The sequence below is a fragment of the uncultured Winogradskyella sp. genome (genome assembly GCF_947498005.1).
In the GTDB taxonomy this organism is placed as follows: Bacteria; Bacteroidota; Bacteroidia; order Flavobacteriales; family Flavobacteriaceae; genus Winogradskyella.
In genome coordinates this window covers 193,849-211,294 of the sequence record NZ_CANMIW010000007.1, presented here as the reverse complement: position 1 = coordinate 211,294, position 17,446 = coordinate 193,849, and the positions used below count along the sequence as shown (strand labels likewise).

Sequence of the window (17,446 nt, the reverse complement as noted above, 5' to 3'; positions counted from 1 at the left end):
GCCATGCTTTCAAAAAATAATAGTATTGTACTTTCCAAATTAAAATATAGAGAGTACGACCTTATTGTTAAATGTTATACGCAACAAAGAGGTGTCGTTAGCTATTTGCTAAAAGGCGTTTTAAAATCTAAAAAAGGATTATCTAAAACGGTTTATTATCAAGCATTGTCACAGCTTCAAATAGAAGAATCTTATAAGCCCAACCAAACCCTTCATTTTATAAGAGAAGTAAAGTTTAATTATATATACAAAACACTTCATACTAATATTTATAAAAGCTCTATCGTTTTATTTCTAGCCGAAATTCTTTCAAATGTTTTAAAAGAAGAAGAGAAAAATGACGATTTATATCAATTTATAGTAGCTGCGCTTCAATATTTAGATAACGAAGATGAGTTTTCTAATTTTCATCTTTTATTCCTTTTAAAACTAACACGTTATCTTGGTTTTCAACCCGAAAATTTAAAAAATAATTACCCTTTTTTTAATTTAGAATCCGGAATATTTGAAGCTCAAAACAACGGAATTTACTCAGTTTCTGGCGCAAATTTAACATTGCTAAAACAGCTATTGGGCACAAATTTTGATGGTTTAAATACTATAAAAATCAATGCTACGCAAAGACAAGAGTTTTTGAATATGCTATTGTATTATTTTGAATTACATTTGGGCAGCTTTAGAAAACCAAAATCATTACAAGTCCTAAACGACGTATTTCATTAAGTTTTTGTCAATAACGATTAATTAAAAGTGAAAAATAATTATCTATTTAGTATTATTATATTTTTAGTGCTGCAATTCAGTTATGGACAAACCGTAACGGTTCTAGAAGCAGATACTAAAACACCAATTTTGGGTGTATCGTTATATAATAATAGTAAAACAAAAACCTTAGTTACAGATATTAACGGACAAGCGCCATTAGACCGTTTTAAGAATAATGAAACTATTATTTTTAAAGACTTTTTATATCAAAAATTAGCATTAACCAAGTTACAAATAGCGCAATTTAATGATACTATTTATTTAATTCCAAAGGTAGAAGGGTTAAAGCAAATAGTTATTTCGGCATCTAAGTTTGAACAAAATAAACGCGAAATTCCCCAAACCATAGTTAGTTTAAGTGCTAATGATATTGTTTTTTCCAATCCGCAAACCAGTGCAGATCTATTAGAGAATACAGGTAATATTTACGTGCAAAAAAGCCAACTAGGTGGCGGAAGTCCTATGATTAGAGGGTTCTCTACCAACAGGTTATTAATTACTGTAGATGGTGTGCGTATGAATAATGCCATTTTTAGAGGAGGTAATCTTCAAAATGTTATATCCATAGATCCTCTTGCTATTCATAATACAGAAGTAACTTTAGGTGCAGGCTCAGTAGTTTATGGTAGTGATGCTATTGGTGGTGTTATGAGTTTTTATACCAAAAAGCCGCAATTATCTTACAAAGACAAGATGTATTTTAGTGCTAATGCAATGACGCGCTTTGCTAGTGCTAGTCATGAAAAAACAGGCCATGTAGATTTTAATTTGGGGTATAATAAATGGGCTTTTTTAACGAGTATCAGTTATACAGATTTTGAGGATTTACGTATGGGAAGTCATGGACCAGACGATTACCTGCGATTAGAATACGTAGAACAACAAAACGGCGAAGATGTGGTTGTAGAAAATCCGAATCCTAAAGTTCAGAATCCTACAGGTTATAATCAAATTAATCTCATGCAAAAGGTACGTTATGAGCCTTCAGACAATCTCGATTTTGATTTAGGCTTATACTACTCGTCTACTTCAGATTACTCAAGGTACGATAGGTTGTTGCGTTATAGAGACGACACCTTGCGTTCTGCAGAATGGAGTTATGGTCCGCAACAATGGTTTATGGGAAATTTTCAGTTAACCAAACTGAGTAGTAGCTCTAGTTTTTATAATAAAATACAAACTACTCTAGCGTATCAAAATTTTAAAGAGAGTAGAAGAGATCGCGATTTTCAATCGGTTCTACGGAATGTTAACGAAGAAAATGTAGATGCTATTTCGCTTAATGTAGATTTTGAAAAACGTTTTAATTCTAAGATTTCATTGTTTTATGGTGCTGAGTACCTCTATAATTTAGTAGGTTCAGTTGGCGAAGAACAAAATATAGAAACCCAAAACAGTGTTGCTGCAGTAACGCGTTATCCAGATGGTTCTACATGGCAATCTTTTGCTGCTTATACAAGTTTAAAGTATAAACCCAATAGTAAATTTATTTTTCAGTCTGGTTTACGATATAATCAAGTGATTTCTGAATCAGATTTTACAGCGAATAATGAATTTTTAAACTTACCATTTAACGAGGCTAAAGTGAATACTGGTGCCTTAACTGGTACTGCTGGTTTTACTTGGTCACCTAGTGATATGATTCAATGGAAATTAAATGCTTCTACGGCATTTAGAGCACCAAATATAGATGATATTGGTAAGGTGTTCGATTCAGAACCTGGTGCTGTGGTTGTACCTAATAAAGATTTAAAAGCCGAATATGCCTACAGTGGAGAACTAGGCCTAAAACTAAATTTTGACGATAAAGTCGTTATAGATTTAGCGACGTATTATACATTTTTAGACAATGCCTTAATCCGAAGAGATTATGAGCTAAATGGCGAAACAGAAATTATGTACAATGGCGAGTTGAGTACAGTACAAGCCATGCAAAACGCATCGAAAGCCTGGATTTATGGGTTTGAAGTGGCTATGGATGTTAATTTTTCTAAGCATTTACAGTTGCGTACGCAATACAACATTATAGGTGGCACTGAAGATAATGAAGGCGTGGAAGAACCTACAAGACACGTGGCGCCAAATTTTGGAAAAACACATTTAAAGTTTAAAAAGAATAAACTATTAATTGATGGATTTCTGGTGTACAATAGTAAGTTTACTAATAGTCAGTTAGCACCATCAGAAACAGAGAAGGATTATATATATGCTAAGGATAGTAATGGAAATCCGTATGTGCCATCTTGGTACACACTTAATTTAAGAACCCAATATAAGTATAACGACAATTGGACCTTAACGGCTAGTTTAGAAAACATCACAGACCAACGCTACAGACCTTATTCTTCTGGAATTACAGCAGCAGGTAGAAATTTTATTTTAGCTTTAAAATATACGTTGTTGTAAACACTGAAGAGAGCGTATTTACTCAACGAAAAGACTTGTTTACTCATTCATCATTTTATTACTTCAAAATAAGAAATAGATTTGATTGCAGATTAAAACCGAAAACAATATGAGAAGACTTTTGACCATAATTCTAATTTTGACCATTATTTCGTGTGAACAAAAAGAAACAACAAAAGCGGATTTATCATTTAAACTAATAAGTTGGGGAAGTTTTTATGGAGCAGAACCTGAACAAATCGAAAAATTTGAAAAAATATTTGACAGTATAAATAAAAATCCTAACTCTAGAAAACAAGACAAAGAATTAAATGACTTTTTCTTAAGGTTAAAAGATAATGGATTATTCACTTCACCTTACATAAACCTTCGAATTGGAACTGACTCGACTTTGGTTGTTTACCTTTCGGAATCTGAATACAAAAAAGTAAAAGATTTTAATCATAACGACTTACTCAAACGGAATAAAAAAGTGGAATTAGAATTAGATATTATAAAAAAAGACATTGACATATATTATGCTGAACGAATTATAAGCGTGAATGAAGTTGATGGACAGACATATTGGAAAAAATAACTGTTTACAACACCGTATATAAAAAATCGCTAGATTAGTGCTTAAATAAAAGGCGTTGCTTTTTTACCAACTTCCGATTTTCCTTCGGAAAATCATCGCTGATAAAAACGCAACTTTCCATATACCAAACCGTAAGCTAAATTTTAAAAGTTACAAAAAGCAAAAAACTTTCTTGATATAGTCATCAAGAAAGCTTTTTTTGTAATTGATTCATTGACTATGTACAATGAATTTCATTCTATTATTTCTTTATCGCCTTTTTACTTATTACTTGACCGTTGGATAAAGTGACTTTAGCAATATACGCAGCTTGGCTTAATTGGTTGAGGTTATAAACTTCAGTAGAACTATTCCCTTTTAAGTTGTAAATACGTCTTCCTAAAACATCTAATATTTCTACATTGGTAATGATTACCTGTTTAGAGTTTGTTCTAAATTCTACATTATCGTTAGCTAACTCTACAATTGAAATCGTATTAGCATCGATCACAGCATCATTAATAGAAAGGGCATTTGTTGTAAACACAATTTCAAAACGCTCGTTAAATTCACCAGTTTCAGATGTGAATGTGTAGTTAGACGCTTTTAAATTATGAGTTATGTTTAAGAGATTATCTTTAATATAGATGTTATTGTCTGTATAAAAAACGCCTTCAAATTGAGCAATCGAAATTGTATACAATGTTTCAACATCAATAATTGTTTTAAATCCTAGCGGAATAACCTCATTAAGGTCTAAACTATTTATGTCTTTACCTTGAATTACAAATTGTTCTTCTGAATTGTCTTCAATAATAGAATAGAATGTTGCAGCGAGGCGAGAAGATTTATTCTCTGTAACATCGTAGTAAGAGCCATCATAACTATCAGTTGCTCCATCTAAATGTGCTATGGCAATTTGTTTCGCAATACCATTGTCTGAAGTTAAGTTTAGCCATAATACTTTTCTATTGAAATTTTCACTTCTAAAAAACTGATCGTTATTTCCTGTTACTCTCATAGAGTTATTGAAAACTACATTTGAACTATTTAAGGTTTCAATAAAAAAGCCCTGACCTGAAGGAACAAAGTTATCAGGAATTAAAGATAAGTCACCACCAGCTGTATTCACTCCACTGCCAGAAATTATAGCATAATCTGAGGCAGAGAAGTTATATCCTTGACTACCTGATGCATTTGCATTTTCAGGAGTGGCATGACTCCATAAATATATCGTATTAACTATACCTGCATTCTGGGCAAAAAAGATTCCTGTATCGATAGCGGAAGGATAAGGATTTCCTATAAGATTCCAGTCTTTGTATGGACTGCCAGGCACATATACAACTGGAGGCGTAATTACTCCATTATTAAATGCTCCGCTAAAAGTGTATTGTTGAGCCGTTGGTAATGGTGGACCAAATGAATTTGCTGTGGCTGCATAGCCTCGTCCTAATACCATGGAACCAGTTGCATACTGCCAATCGTTACCATCGTCATCAATGTCATCTTGACCGTTAGTAAAAACACCTGTATTTCCTGTTTCTATTAATATATCAACAAAATTTGATGCGTCAAAAATAAAGCGTCGTCCTACAGGTACTCCTGAGAAAACATTTTCTACTGTTTCATTTGATACAGGAGAACTCCAATAGGTATATTCTAATGGAGTATTTATCATAGTACTAAATTTTTGTACAGTTATATTTCCATTCGCTGTTACTGTTGCTAAATCATTATTTTGTACAACTGAACCTTCGGTGAAAACTGTAATATCTCCATCTGCAGTGATATCATTTTCAATCTCAATATAGGTTGCGTTAGAAATTTGTAATTCATAGCCCGCGTTAACTATTAAACTACAGCCACTAAAACTAGTTTCTCCATTAGTGCCAACACTAGTGTCATAATCACCATCAATAATTATGGCTCTGTTTAAACTTGGAGGTGTAGACCAACTTGTCCCATCCCAAGTAGAAGATAATGCTTCTAATTTAACAGCATTGGAGGCTTCAAAACAAGTGGCTGTATCTTCTCTTAATTGGCAATAGTATTGGTAGCCATCAAAGTTAAATGTGTTTGGTATAGAAAGGGTAGCCGATTGTTGACCAGAATAATCTGTGTTACCTGCTAAAATTTCACTCCAGGTTGCTGAACCAGGCACATTGTAAAACCATTGGTAAGCAAGCTCTTGAGTGTCACCACCTGCATTATACCCTTCTGCTCCAGATATTGTAAAACTAGCAGAAAAAGCACAAGCAAATGCTGTAGCCATAGGATGGGTATTTACTGTTGGTGGTACACCTGTAGAATAACTAAAGAGGCCTATATCACTATAGTCATTTCCACTACATGAAGAGGCACCATCACCAACCCAATCAATGACTATCCAATTGCTTAATTCTGCCAAAGTAAATGTTGGGTCTGGTAATTGTGTGGCTGTATTAGAACGTCTAAAGTTAAATCCTCTATCTCCAGTAATAATGGTAGAATCCATCCAATCGTCATCTAAATACACTCCAAATTCATCTATTGTAGTTCCTGTGTTAACGAGTCTAATAACATCGTGCTGATCTGTCTTCTTGTTAATTCCTCCACTAGAGAATTGTGCATTTGCACTACTCGCCAATTCACCTGAACCACCTGTAATTGTAGTACAAGCGTTTGTAGTAGTAACTGGGCTTTGTCTACCAATTGCTATAACATAAGTGCTGCCACTAGGAACAATCACGTTTTCAAGATCAAAAATATTAAGAGCCGATGCTGTTGGGTCTCCATTGGCAATAACTTCAAGCGAGTAATTATCTATATTAATAGGTGAACCTGTACCGTTATACAATTCTACATAACTAAGACCGCCATAAGTTGCATCTGTAACCTCACTAATAAATAAATCTGTTGGTACTACGCCTGTATTACCTTCACAACTTGTAATTTGAGAATCAATAACTGTAAATGGTGTTGAAGCCGGACAACCTAAACTGTCAGAAATTTCTAAACTACCACTAGTTGCACCAACTGGTACAGTGACTTCCATTTTTGTTGCGGAAATATTATTAACCGTTGCTGCTAAACCATTAAATGAAGCTGTTGCTGTAGCTAAATTTGTTCCTGTTACCGTTACTATAGTTTCAACAGGACCAGATGCAGGACTAATTGTAAAACTACCTGCCGCACATATACCTTCACCTTGTACACCAAAAGTATATGGGTTTTCATCACTATCATTATTTACAATGGTAATTGTGCCATTTCTTGTTCCTGTATTTGTTGGAGAAAATTCTATATCAAAAGCAACTAAAGCACCAGGTGCTAACGTTAATGGTACAGGATTGGTTGAAATTGAAAACTCGGCTGCGTTTGATGAAGTAATACTAGACACATTTAAATCTGCTGAACCTTCATTTCTTATATAATATGTTTTTACAGGAGGTGTTGCTGTGCCAACTTCTGTAGAAGCAAAAATAGTATTGTTACCTGTGTTAGCTGCGTTTCCGTTAGCAATTGATGCATAAGTATTTCGTTCTACATCTATTTCATTTGCTGAGTATGCACAAAGATTAAAAGTGTCAAAATCATTATTGTTATATTCCCAAACACGCACGTAAATTGTGGAACCTGGTGTTAAACCAGAAGCTGAAATCATAGACATATTTCCATCGCCATCATCATCATCACATTCTATTAAGGTTAAACTTCCACAAGAACCAGAGTATAAAGCTAATCCTGAATCGGTAATACCACCATTATTAGAGGTTTCTACAGTTACTGCGCCACTTGTAGGCACTATCAAATTAAACCAAGCGTCGCCTCCACCATATGATCCACAACCAGGATCGGTTACACCACTATCAGTCGCACCGACATTTGTAAAGGATTGGGTTGTACACGATGAATTAACTGGAATATTTGTTGATGTTAAACAAGAATCATAATAATCATTATCGGTAATTGTAACTGTATGAGTTGTTATACCATTTATGGAGGCTGAATCACCTCCAGTAGGATTAATAAGATTTAATACAACCGTTTCATCTCCTTCTATAACCGTGTCATCATTAGAAATGTAGAAGGTAAAACACACATCAGCACTACTGTTAGCTGGGAATGTTATTGTCTGCGGAAACGAAATAGCTGCAGGTACACCAGCACCATCATCATAATCTGTACCATTTATTGCTGTAGAACTTCCATTTAATGTTATATCTACTGTGGTCGCTAATGTAGCAGAAGGATTAGAAATACTAGCGCAAACATCAAAAAATAAACCGTCTTCTGCAACAGTAGATGCTACTGTACTAAATTGTACAGTTGTTGTACTAGGAGCCGAATTATTAATTATTGTAAAATCATCGACATAAACTATTTCCGCTCCATCAAAACCTGTTTGGTCATAAAATCGTAATCCAACTTCTATACTTGTTGAGGTTGCAGTAAATGTATATGTAATTTCTTGCCAAGTTGATGTATTTCCATTTGCAGAATAACCTTCATAACCATCAACGTAAAGTCTAGCACGCATGTTTCCTTCTGTGTGTCTTACCCAACAGCTTACGGTATAATTATCTCCATTAATTAAAGGTATTGTTTGCCTAAGGTCTGTGCTTGCCTGTGTTCCAGTTGTGACATTGATACTTGCTGAAGAGCTGCCACCATGAACTATTGTTGTTTCTTCTGCAGTTGTGATTCCAGCATCAATAGTTGTCCAATTATCAGGTGTTGAACCAGTCCAAGATTCAAAATCACCATTGGATACTTGCCCATAACCTAAGCTAACAGCAAAACAAATAAGTATAAGTGGGAAAAAGTAGTTTTTAATCATAAGGGATAATTAAAATGAATTAATGACTCACAAATTTAGTTTAAAATGCTTGTAAGACAGTAACTTGTAAGTTACGTATTTATTAACAAATCATTTAGTTTAGATAGAATTTATCTATAAAAGACACGATATGTCGATGTAGTGTAAAACTCAGGTTTTAATCGTAAGAAATTTAAGATGTCTTCAAACAAAAATCTATCGTATTTTTGGCACAATGAATTCTACCAAAACTTATACTGTAACAGAAGCCAAACGAAAGTTAGAAAGTTATTGTGCCTACCAAGAACGTTGCCACAAAGAAGTGCGACAAAAGCTTAGAGATATGCGTATGATACCAGAGGCTATTGATGTTATCTTGGTGCATTTAATTGAACATAATTTTTTAAACGAAGAACGCTTTGCTCAGGCCTTTGTCCGTGGGAAATTTAGAATTAAAAAATGGGGAAAAAACCGATTGGTTAGAGAATTAAAACAGCGAGAAATTTCTAAATATAGCATTGATAATGCCCTTAAAGAAATTGACTTAGATGATTATTACCAAACCTTAGATGAATTAACTCAAAAACGTATAGCACAAGTTAAAGAAAATAATGTGTTTAAAAAGAAGAAAAAAGTAGCAGATTACTTGTTGTATCGTGGTTGGGAATCTCATTTAATCTACGAGAAACTCAATGAGCATTTAAAATAAAAAAAGCCTTTTCAAGTTAATGAAAAGGCTTTTTAAATTATAAAAACTTATAATAGGTTACATATTAAAAACAGCACCAATATTTAATGTAAATTGGTTATGTATATCAATAGAATCTGTATCGTATTTAGCTAATGGAAAGTTAGCTTCGCCATAGACACCAAAACCTTCAGAAAAGAAATAACGTGCACCAACATGGCCACCAAAGTTTTTAAGGCTAAGATTTAAACCAGGATATAAATCAAGATTTTCATCAATATTAATTACATTTCCTAAATTGGCATTAAAACGCGCTTTTAGATCAAAACGATCACCAAAATCTAATTTTGAGATAAAGCTTGAACCACCTAAAGCATAAGATGAAGATACACCTACAGAGATGTTTTCACCTAAGCCGTAATCGTAACTTAAGTTAATACCTGTAGCATAATCTTGAATATTTGCACCTACTTGAAATTTTTGGTCACCTTCACCAATAAAGGCTTGAGAATTACCAAAACTAAACGTCAGTATAGTGATAAAAAGTAAAATATTTTTCATGTTTTTTATTTTTAAATAATAGCGACAAAGATACAAATAGAATTTTAAATAGGTCAGAAAATTAACCGAATAGCTTCGTATTTGCAATTGCTTTATTGTTTTTATGGTCTATCCATTTTTGCCCTTTTAGGCGTCGCATTACATTGTCAAAATTCCGCATTATTAAAATATTATAAAATGCTTTACCTAAATTCTTAGGGTTTCTAGCAATAGCACGTAAACTCATAGAAAATCCTGGTGTATTATAACGCATATAATGCCAATAACCTTCTGGTATGTAGAGTGTTTCACCATGATTTAATTGGCAAGTCCAACCTTTGGCATGTTTTAAGGCTGGCCATTTTTTAAAATCGGGATTACTAAAATCTATATCTTCTCTAGTAATTAAGGAATGTGGTACTTTGTAAAGGTATTTGCTTTGCTTTTGATCGAATAAGATGCATTGCTTTTCACCTTCAAAATGAAAATGAAAAATATTAGCCAAATCAATATCGTAGTGCATAAAGGTGTACGAATCTGTACCACCAAAAAATAGCATAGGTAATTTCTTCATTAACCGAAGTCCAAAATCCGGAAAATTGAAATCCTCTTTTAGTTGAGGAACTTCTTTAAAAATATTCCAAAGGAAAATACGGAATTTGGTGGGTTTGCATTGTAATAAATTGATGTAATCACGCATTTTCATTTCTGCATGTGCTTGATTAAATCCATCTTTATAGTTTACTGGTCTATCATCATACAACGGAACGATTTTTTCACCTGCAACGTCTTTTATATAGTCTAAATTCCATTTGGTATAGGCTGGCCAATGATCAATAAAACGCTCAATCACAACCGGTTTTTGTGGCTTAAAATAGTGTGTAATAAATTCTTCCTTAGAGAGAGAGGTTACACGTGGAATATCTTGAAGATTAAGTTTCAAAAGTCAGTTGAATTTAGACGTCAAAATTATAAAAAGCTTTGTAGACTAACTTTTAAAAGTTGTTAAATTACAACCAAGTTGTTTCTCGTGTGGTCGCATCTAAAACATCAATTTGTAGAATTGAAGCGACTTGCTTGGCTTTTGTGAAGGCGTCATCTACGTCTTTAGTATCGTAAATTTCAATTTTCTGATTGGTGTTATAAAAAAGAATGACCTTAACAATATCACTAGAAATATTTGCGCTTGCACTAGCTGCCCAAACTGTTGTAGTTTCTATGGTTTTAAAAACAGAGACATAATCTATTTCTGGAAGTGGTTGCCATTTGCCTACACTAATACCAAATACGGATTTAGTACGTCTGTAGGTGTTTTGTTCAAAATTTAGCTCAACACCAGCTTGTATCAATAAATAGACACCTATAAATAGTGGAACTATGCCTTTTAGGTCATCTAAAGTGGCTATAACTCCAACAACTAAGGCAAAAATTCCTAGAACTTGCTGCCATAGTAAATTTTTTTGTTTGAATTTAAATATCGTCATAGTTGACTTTTAAGGTTAAAAAAAGCCCATTCGGTTACAAATGGACTTTTTTGAGTTTTAGTACGTCTTAAGACTTTTCAATTTTAGCATCTTCTGCTTCAATTTGTTTTTTGTCTTTACCTTTTAAATACTCTGGTAAATCCATACCAGCCATATTAAACATATCTTGTAAAGGTGGTACTGATTTGTACATACCTGATAAGAAATTAGCCGTAGATGATTTGCCATCTTCACTGCTAGAACCACCATCCCAAACAGTTACTTTATCTATTTTAATATTCTTAATAGCGTCTGCTTGTGCTTGTACTAATTCTGGTAATTTGTCTGCAATTAATAATAATACGGCATCTCTACTGTTGTTACCAGCCGCTTTTACAATTTGCTCCATACCAGCTGCTTGCTTAGTTAAGATTTCAAACTGACCTTGTGCTTCGGCTTGTGCTTTAAACAATATCGCATCTGCCTCACCTTTTGCTTTACGTCTAATACGCTCAGCTTCTGCTTCTGCATCAATTTCAGCCTTTTGTTTATCAATTTCAGCAGGTACAATAATATCTGCCATTTGAGATGAACGCTCACGTTCTGCTCTTGCGGTTTCTGCTTCTTGCTCTGCAGCATAAGACTCTTCTAAGGCTTTTGCAGCTTGTACTTTCTCAGACGCAATAGCCACACGTTCTGCTTCGGCTTCACGCTGACGACGTGTAGAATCTGAATTGGCAACTGCAATTTTTGCTGTGTTTTCGCCTTCTACAGCTTGTGCATTGGCAGCAGCAACTTGTGTTCTTTCATCTTGTACAGCATTAGCTTCACCAATAGAACCATCTCTAGTTTTCTCTGCAACCGATTTACGCGCTGCGTTAATAGCGTGTGCAGCAGCTTCTTTACCAAGGGCTTCAATATAACCAGACTCGTCAACAATATCTGTAATGTTTACGTTGATTAATTTTAAACCTACTTTCTTCAATTCCGTTTCAACCGACTGCGAAATGTTAGTTAAAAACTTATCGCGATCGTTGTTAATTTCTTCAATATCCATAGAAGCAACTACCAAACGTAACTGACCGAAAATAATTTCTTTCGCTAATTCTTGTACATCTTGTGCGCCTAAACCTAATAAACGTTCTGCAGCATTTTGCATTACTCCAGGTTCTGTAGACACACCAATTGTAAAACGTGAAGGTACATTAACACGAATGTTTTGTTTAGATAACGCATTAACCAAATTCACCTCAATAGAAATTGGCGTTAAATCTAAAAATTCATAATCTTGAATCACAGGAATAATAAAGGCTGCTCCACCGTGAATACACTTGGCCGACTGTCCGCCACCGACTTTACCATAGACTACTAAGATTCTATCCGAAGGACAACGTTTGTAGCGTTTGATTAAAATAATTAAGGTCAGTACAATAAATAAGACCACAAAAATGGCGAGCATAGGAACGCCTAAGCTGTCCACATTAAAATTTTCTTGAATGGTTAGTAATGTCATAGTTTTTAAATTTGAAGGTTTGTTTTTTTAGTTAGATATTTTCTTTTGAGTGTCGTTACTCAATAAAGGGTCAGGTTGTACTTTAGAAGCTTCAATAGGTTTTCGGGTTTGGTCCACAATTAAAATACCGTTTGAGGTTACATCAACGACTTTTATAATGGTTCCGGTTTTTAATGGTGTTAACGAATCTGTTAGTGCATCTAATTCTCTCATTGTACCTTGTACGCTAACATTTACTTTTCCCATTCTAGAACGGTCTTCGCCAATAGTTAAATAGACTTCGCCAACAGCATCAATAGCATTTTTATAATTTAAAGTACCACTATCCGTTAGTTTACTAATAAAGTAGAAAAGTGTTGCCATAATAACCATCATTAATAGACCACAAACTGTAGAAACTATAATAGTTAATGGTGTTGAAAGTCCTGTGTCTAAACACGCAATGCCACTCCAACCAAAAATGGTAAAGAAGCCAACAAGGTTTTTAAAGGAAATAAACTGAAATCCGGCTTCTATATCGCCATCAATATCATCAGCATCGCCTCCTGTAAATGCCATAATCATAACTACAGAAAACACAAGAGAACCAAGGATAGCCGTTAACCAATATATTTTGGAAAGTAATTCTAAATTTGAAAACCAGTCTGCCATAATTCTAGGGTTTTATTTGAGTTAATAAATATACAACCTAATAAGGTTTTAGGCTTATTAATTTGAAAGTAAATTAGACACAAAATGGCCACCAAATAAGACATATAATGTCCTGGTTATTTCTAAATCTTGGATTGGATAAGTATTTATCCAAAATTAGGAATGTAAAATGTATATGATGGTTATTTGTAGTGTGGTTGTTTTAATGCTTTTGAAGCTTCATAAAAGATTAAAATCTTAACCACTTTCAAGATATAAGTAGCAGATGAAAGAATTTTGTTACAGTTTTATTGAAAAATATTTTATTTGATTGATTTGTGGTTATTTAGAATACATTAGTCTATAGTTACTAAAACCCTCTGTTTGTCATTCCTGCTCTTTGTCATTCCTGCTTTTTGTTATTCCTGCGTAGGCAGGAATCTACTCAGTATCCTTAATTATTGTATGTGATACTACTTTATAAAATTACTCGTTGTTGGAATTATAGAAATTATTTAAGCTGTATTCTGTTATTGTGGATTCCTGCCTACGCAGGAATGACAGTAACTTGTTTACTTGTAAGAGTGAGATTGTTCGATTAAGGATTATAAAAATAAAAAGATTATGCGGTATAATTAGGATAAAAATTTTGTTACCGCTCTTTGTCATTCCTGCGCAGGCAGGAATCTACAACGACCTTTTTGTTAGTCTAGTTTTACTCTTTGCGTAATTGAATATTATAGGAATTATAGGAAATGTTGGAGCTGTGTTCTATTGTTGTGGATTCCTGCCTTCGCAGGAATGACAGTAACTTGTTTATAGGTAAGAGTGAGATTGTCCCATTAAGGATTAGAAAAATAAAAAGATTATGCGGTATAATTAGGATAAAAATTTTGTTACCGCTCTTTGTCATTCCTGCGCAGGCAGGAATCTACTAATGTCCTTTTTGTTCGTCTAGTTTTACTCTTTGCGTAGTTGAAAATTATAGAAATTATAGGAAATATTGAAGATGTGTTCAGTTATTGTGGATTCCTGCCTTCGCAGGAATGACAGTAACTTGTTTATAGGTAAGAGTGAGATTGTCCCATTAAGGGTTAGAAAAATAAAAAGATTATGCATTATAATTAGGATAAGAATTATGTTCCTCTGTTTGTCATTCCTGCGCAGGCAGGAATCTACTAATGTCCTTTTTGTTCGTCTAGTTTTATTCTTTGTATAATTGAATATTATAGGAATTATAGGAAATGTTGGAGCTGTGTTCTATTGTTGTGGATTCCTGCCTTCGCAGGAATGACAAATTGGAATGAAAATGTATATCCTAAATGATTAAAACCTATTCAACTATTGAAAACAAGTCCAGTCTTTAGATAAATCTTTCCAGATAGGATTCTCTTCTTCAATAAGATTTATCTTCCATTGACGTTTCCATTTTTTCATATTCTTTTCTCTCTTAATAGCATCATTAACATACTGATAGGTTTCAAAATATATTAATCTATTTAGACTGTATTTTTTAGTGAAACCTTCGATTAACTTGTTCTTGTGTTCAAACATTCTGCGCTCTAAATCATTGGTAACACCAATATACAAAGTTCCATTATACTTGTTGGATAGTATGTAGAGGTAATATTGATGTACGTTTCTATGCATGATTTTATTGATGCATTGTGGATGAACTTTTTTTAAACTGAGGGTTTGTCTCTTTTTTAGAGGTAAAAGAATTTTTGATTTTAATAAAGATATGAATTGTTTTTAAGTTGAGAAATTCAGTAGGTTTTTTTCTGTAAATAGCCGCATTTTCAAACATAAGCCCTTTGTCATTCCTGCGCAGGCAGGAATCCACTCATTATCATAATTATTGTATGTGATATTACTTTCTATAATTACTCGTTGTTAGAATTATAGGAATTGTTTTAAACTAGGTTGCTTTATTGTGGATTCCTGCCTGCGCAGGAATGACATAAATTTCAAGAATGCCAATAACTTTTTGTTTTTAAGAATGATATTCCTGTTTTACTCATAGACTTCTAGTTTATTCAAACGCATTCGTGACTAATTAGTTTAATAGCTGTCCTGAAAGGTTTCAAAAACCTTGTATGTATAAAAAAATCCTGCAAAATCAAAAAAAGACTTAGCAGGATTTTTACAAGAATAATTATGTTTACTCTGTTTGTCATTCCTGCGAAGGCAGGAATCCACAATTATTTAAATTTGTAACGCATACCAAACAACACATTACTTGGTGGCATTGGTGTAAACCCAGATTCAATATAATCAGCATCAAAAATATTACTTGCTGTAATTGATAATTCCACTTGTTTTAATGCCATTACAATAGAAGCATCCCAAACGTTGTAAGTTTGTCCTATGGTACGTTCCGCGTATTTGTAAACGATATTCTGACTTATATTTTTAAATAATTTTGTGCTTAATCGTGTTGTAAAATGATGTTTTAGCGTGTTTAAGGAGTAACGCGATAATTCTGGGTTTTGGTCTAAAATATCATCTTCTAAAAAGCTATAACCAATAGCTAAAGTTTGGCTGATGTTATTCAACTTAAAATTATAAGACGCATCAAACTCAAACCCTTTTGTGTTGACTTCGGCAATATTGGTTGCTGTAAAGGATTCTTCAGTAGTATTTTGTCTTACATAATCAATAAGGTTTTTAGCATCTCTGTTAAAAGCGGCCAAGGTTACTGAGAATTTTGGCGTTATATATTTTAGTCCTAGTTCTTGAGCTAAGGCATCTTCTGGTTCTAAATCCGGATTCCCAATACTTCCGCCACCGTTGTAATACAAATCTGTGTAGGTTGGTATTCTGTAGGTATAACCAACATTTCCGTAAGCTTTTAAGTTGTTAGTAATATCAAAACCAATTTCTAATCCAGGAAAGGCATTAAATTTAAAATCCGAAAAATACGTCATTGCCACACCAGGTGTAATGTCTAATCGGTTATCGGCAAGTTCAAATCTATGTTCTAAGAAAACCGTTGCCATAAAACGATTACGTTGCCCTAAATTGTTACTTTTTAAATAGGTTTTAGAAAGGTCGACACCAAAACCAGTTTCGCCTAATTCAGATTTATAGGACGCATTGGCTTCAGCACCAATTTTATTCGAAATATGAAAATTTCTAAAAAAATTAGGGTCATCACGTTGTAATAAGAACATGTCTTGATTACGTTTCCAATACACACGTGGTTGAATTTTTAGTCGTTCAGATTTAAAAGTTGTTGTAAAAGCAATTAAACTGTTTTGTGTTTCTTCATATTCATTAAAACCCCAACTCGATGGTGTATAGAAATTTTCAGCACCAAAATTCTTTTCAAAAAATGTGGCAATCATTTCAATAGGTTGTGCTTTTTTGTTGAAAACACTCTTTAAGAAATAATTCGAATTTTCATAATCTGTATTATTTCGATAACCATCAGACGTCATTTTCCCAGCATGAAAAATATGTGTTGAGTTTTCTAATTTTGATCCAACGGTTACAGAACCGTTAAGCTGACCAAAAGAACCAGCTTCAACATTTGCAGAAACAGCGTTGTTTACGTTAGATTTAGTCACAATATTAATAGCACCAGTAAAAGCATTTTGTCCAAAAACTCGAGCTGCAGGCCCTTTTATAATTTCAATACGCTCAATAACTTCTAGAGGTAAAGCGGCATTCATGGTGTGATGACCAGTTTGAGCATCGTCCATTTTTATACCATCAATTAATAGAAGTGTTTGGTCAAAACCACCACCTCTAATAAATAAATCGGCCTGACTTCCGCCTGTGCCACGTCTTCTAATATCTACACCAGCAACTTGCTGTAATAAATCTGCCATGTTGGTCGCAGAACTATTTTTAATATCAGTTGCTGTAATAATGTTTATGGTTCTAGAATTTTCTTTAAAGGGTAAATCTATTCGTGTAGACGTCACTATAACTTCACTTAAAGAATCCGTTTTAATTTCTGGTTGTTCGTTTTGTGCGCTCGATTGAAAGACACTAAAAGCTAAAACGATAAAAAGTAAGATTGATTTTTTCATCTCTATAAGTTTTGCAATACAGGTTATTGCTTGGTTTAATTTTATGT

The 17,446-nt window shown here is 33.6% G+C and carries 12 protein-coding genes; 4 read left to right on the top strand and 8 right to left on the bottom strand.

Annotated features, from left to right (window positions below; all coding sequences use genetic code 11):
• The first annotated feature begins 3 nt into the window (after positions 1 to 3).
• The 3 genes from recO (at position 4) to Q0891_RS13805 (ending at position 3,748) form a co-directional block, all read left to right on the top strand.
• Entirely contained in the window at positions 4 to 723 is a 720-nt protein-coding gene (recO, locus tag Q0891_RS13815; protein WP_299102515.1) for a DNA repair protein RecO, read from the top strand.
• Positions 724 to 750: 27 nt separating this feature from the next.
• Complete coding sequence (locus Q0891_RS13810) at positions 751 to 3,171, top strand: TonB-dependent siderophore receptor (protein ID WP_299102514.1); 2,421 nt, start codon at positions 751 to 753, stop codon at positions 3,169 to 3,171.
• A gap of 109 nt (positions 3,172 to 3,280) precedes the next feature.
• Complete coding sequence (locus Q0891_RS13805) at positions 3,281 to 3,748, top strand: hypothetical protein (RefSeq protein WP_299102512.1); 468 nt, start codon at positions 3,281 to 3,283, stop codon at positions 3,746 to 3,748.
• Between the two features lie 241 nt (positions 3,749 to 3,989).
• Here Q0891_RS13805 and Q0891_RS13800 read toward each other — a convergent pair whose 3' ends face one another.
• Positions 3,990 to 8,549 (bottom strand): choice-of-anchor D domain-containing protein, encoded by a 4,560-nt coding sequence (locus Q0891_RS13800; RefSeq protein ID WP_299102510.1) that lies wholly within the window; start codon positions 8,547 to 8,549, stop codon positions 3,990 to 3,992.
• Between the two features lie 214 nt (positions 8,550 to 8,763).
• Here Q0891_RS13800 and Q0891_RS13795 point away from each other — a divergent pair, with 214 nt between their 5' ends.
• On the top strand, positions 8,764 to 9,237 hold the full coding sequence (locus Q0891_RS13795) for a regulatory protein RecX (protein WP_299102509.1): 474 nt from the start codon (positions 8,764 to 8,766) through the stop codon (positions 9,235 to 9,237).
• A 57-nt stretch (positions 9,238 to 9,294) separates the two neighbouring features.
• Here Q0891_RS13795 and Q0891_RS13790 read toward each other — a convergent pair whose 3' ends face one another.
• From Q0891_RS13790 to Q0891_RS13760, 7 genes are all read right to left on the bottom strand, one after another.
• On the bottom strand, positions 9,295 to 9,777 hold the full coding sequence (locus Q0891_RS13790; protein ID WP_299102508.1) for a DUF6646 family protein: 483 nt from the start codon (positions 9,775 to 9,777) through the stop codon (positions 9,295 to 9,297).
• Between the two features lie 61 nt (positions 9,778 to 9,838).
• Positions 9,839 to 10,699, bottom strand: coding sequence for a cupin-like domain-containing protein (locus Q0891_RS13785; RefSeq protein WP_299102507.1), 861 nt, complete (start codon positions 10,697 to 10,699; stop codon positions 9,839 to 9,841).
• 67 nt (positions 10,700 to 10,766) lie between these two features.
• Positions 10,767 to 11,240: a hypothetical protein gene (locus Q0891_RS13780; protein ID WP_299102505.1), complete on the bottom strand. Its 474-nt coding sequence runs from the start codon at positions 11,238 to 11,240 to the stop codon at positions 10,767 to 10,769.
• 67 nt (positions 11,241 to 11,307) lie between these two features.
• Complete coding sequence (locus Q0891_RS13775; RefSeq protein ID WP_299102503.1) at positions 11,308 to 12,732, bottom strand: flotillin family protein; 1,425 nt, start codon at positions 12,730 to 12,732, stop codon at positions 11,308 to 11,310.
• 27 nt (positions 12,733 to 12,759) lie between these two features.
• Positions 12,760 to 13,383 carry a hypothetical protein gene (locus tag Q0891_RS13770; RefSeq protein ID WP_299102501.1) on the bottom strand — a complete coding sequence of 208 codons (624 nt, stop codon included), beginning with the start codon at positions 13,381 to 13,383 and terminating at the stop codon, positions 12,760 to 12,762.
• A 1,320-nt stretch (positions 13,384 to 14,703) separates the two neighbouring features.
• Positions 14,704 to 15,012: a GIY-YIG nuclease family protein gene (locus Q0891_RS13765; RefSeq protein ID WP_299102499.1), complete on the bottom strand. Its 309-nt coding sequence runs from the start codon at positions 15,010 to 15,012 to the stop codon at positions 14,704 to 14,706.
• Positions 15,013 to 15,563: 551 nt separating this feature from the next.
• Positions 15,564 to 17,399, bottom strand: coding sequence for a TonB-dependent siderophore receptor (locus tag Q0891_RS13760; protein ID WP_299102497.1), 1,836 nt, complete (start codon positions 17,397 to 17,399; stop codon positions 15,564 to 15,566).
• Between the last annotated feature and the right edge of the window lie 47 nt (positions 17,400 to 17,446).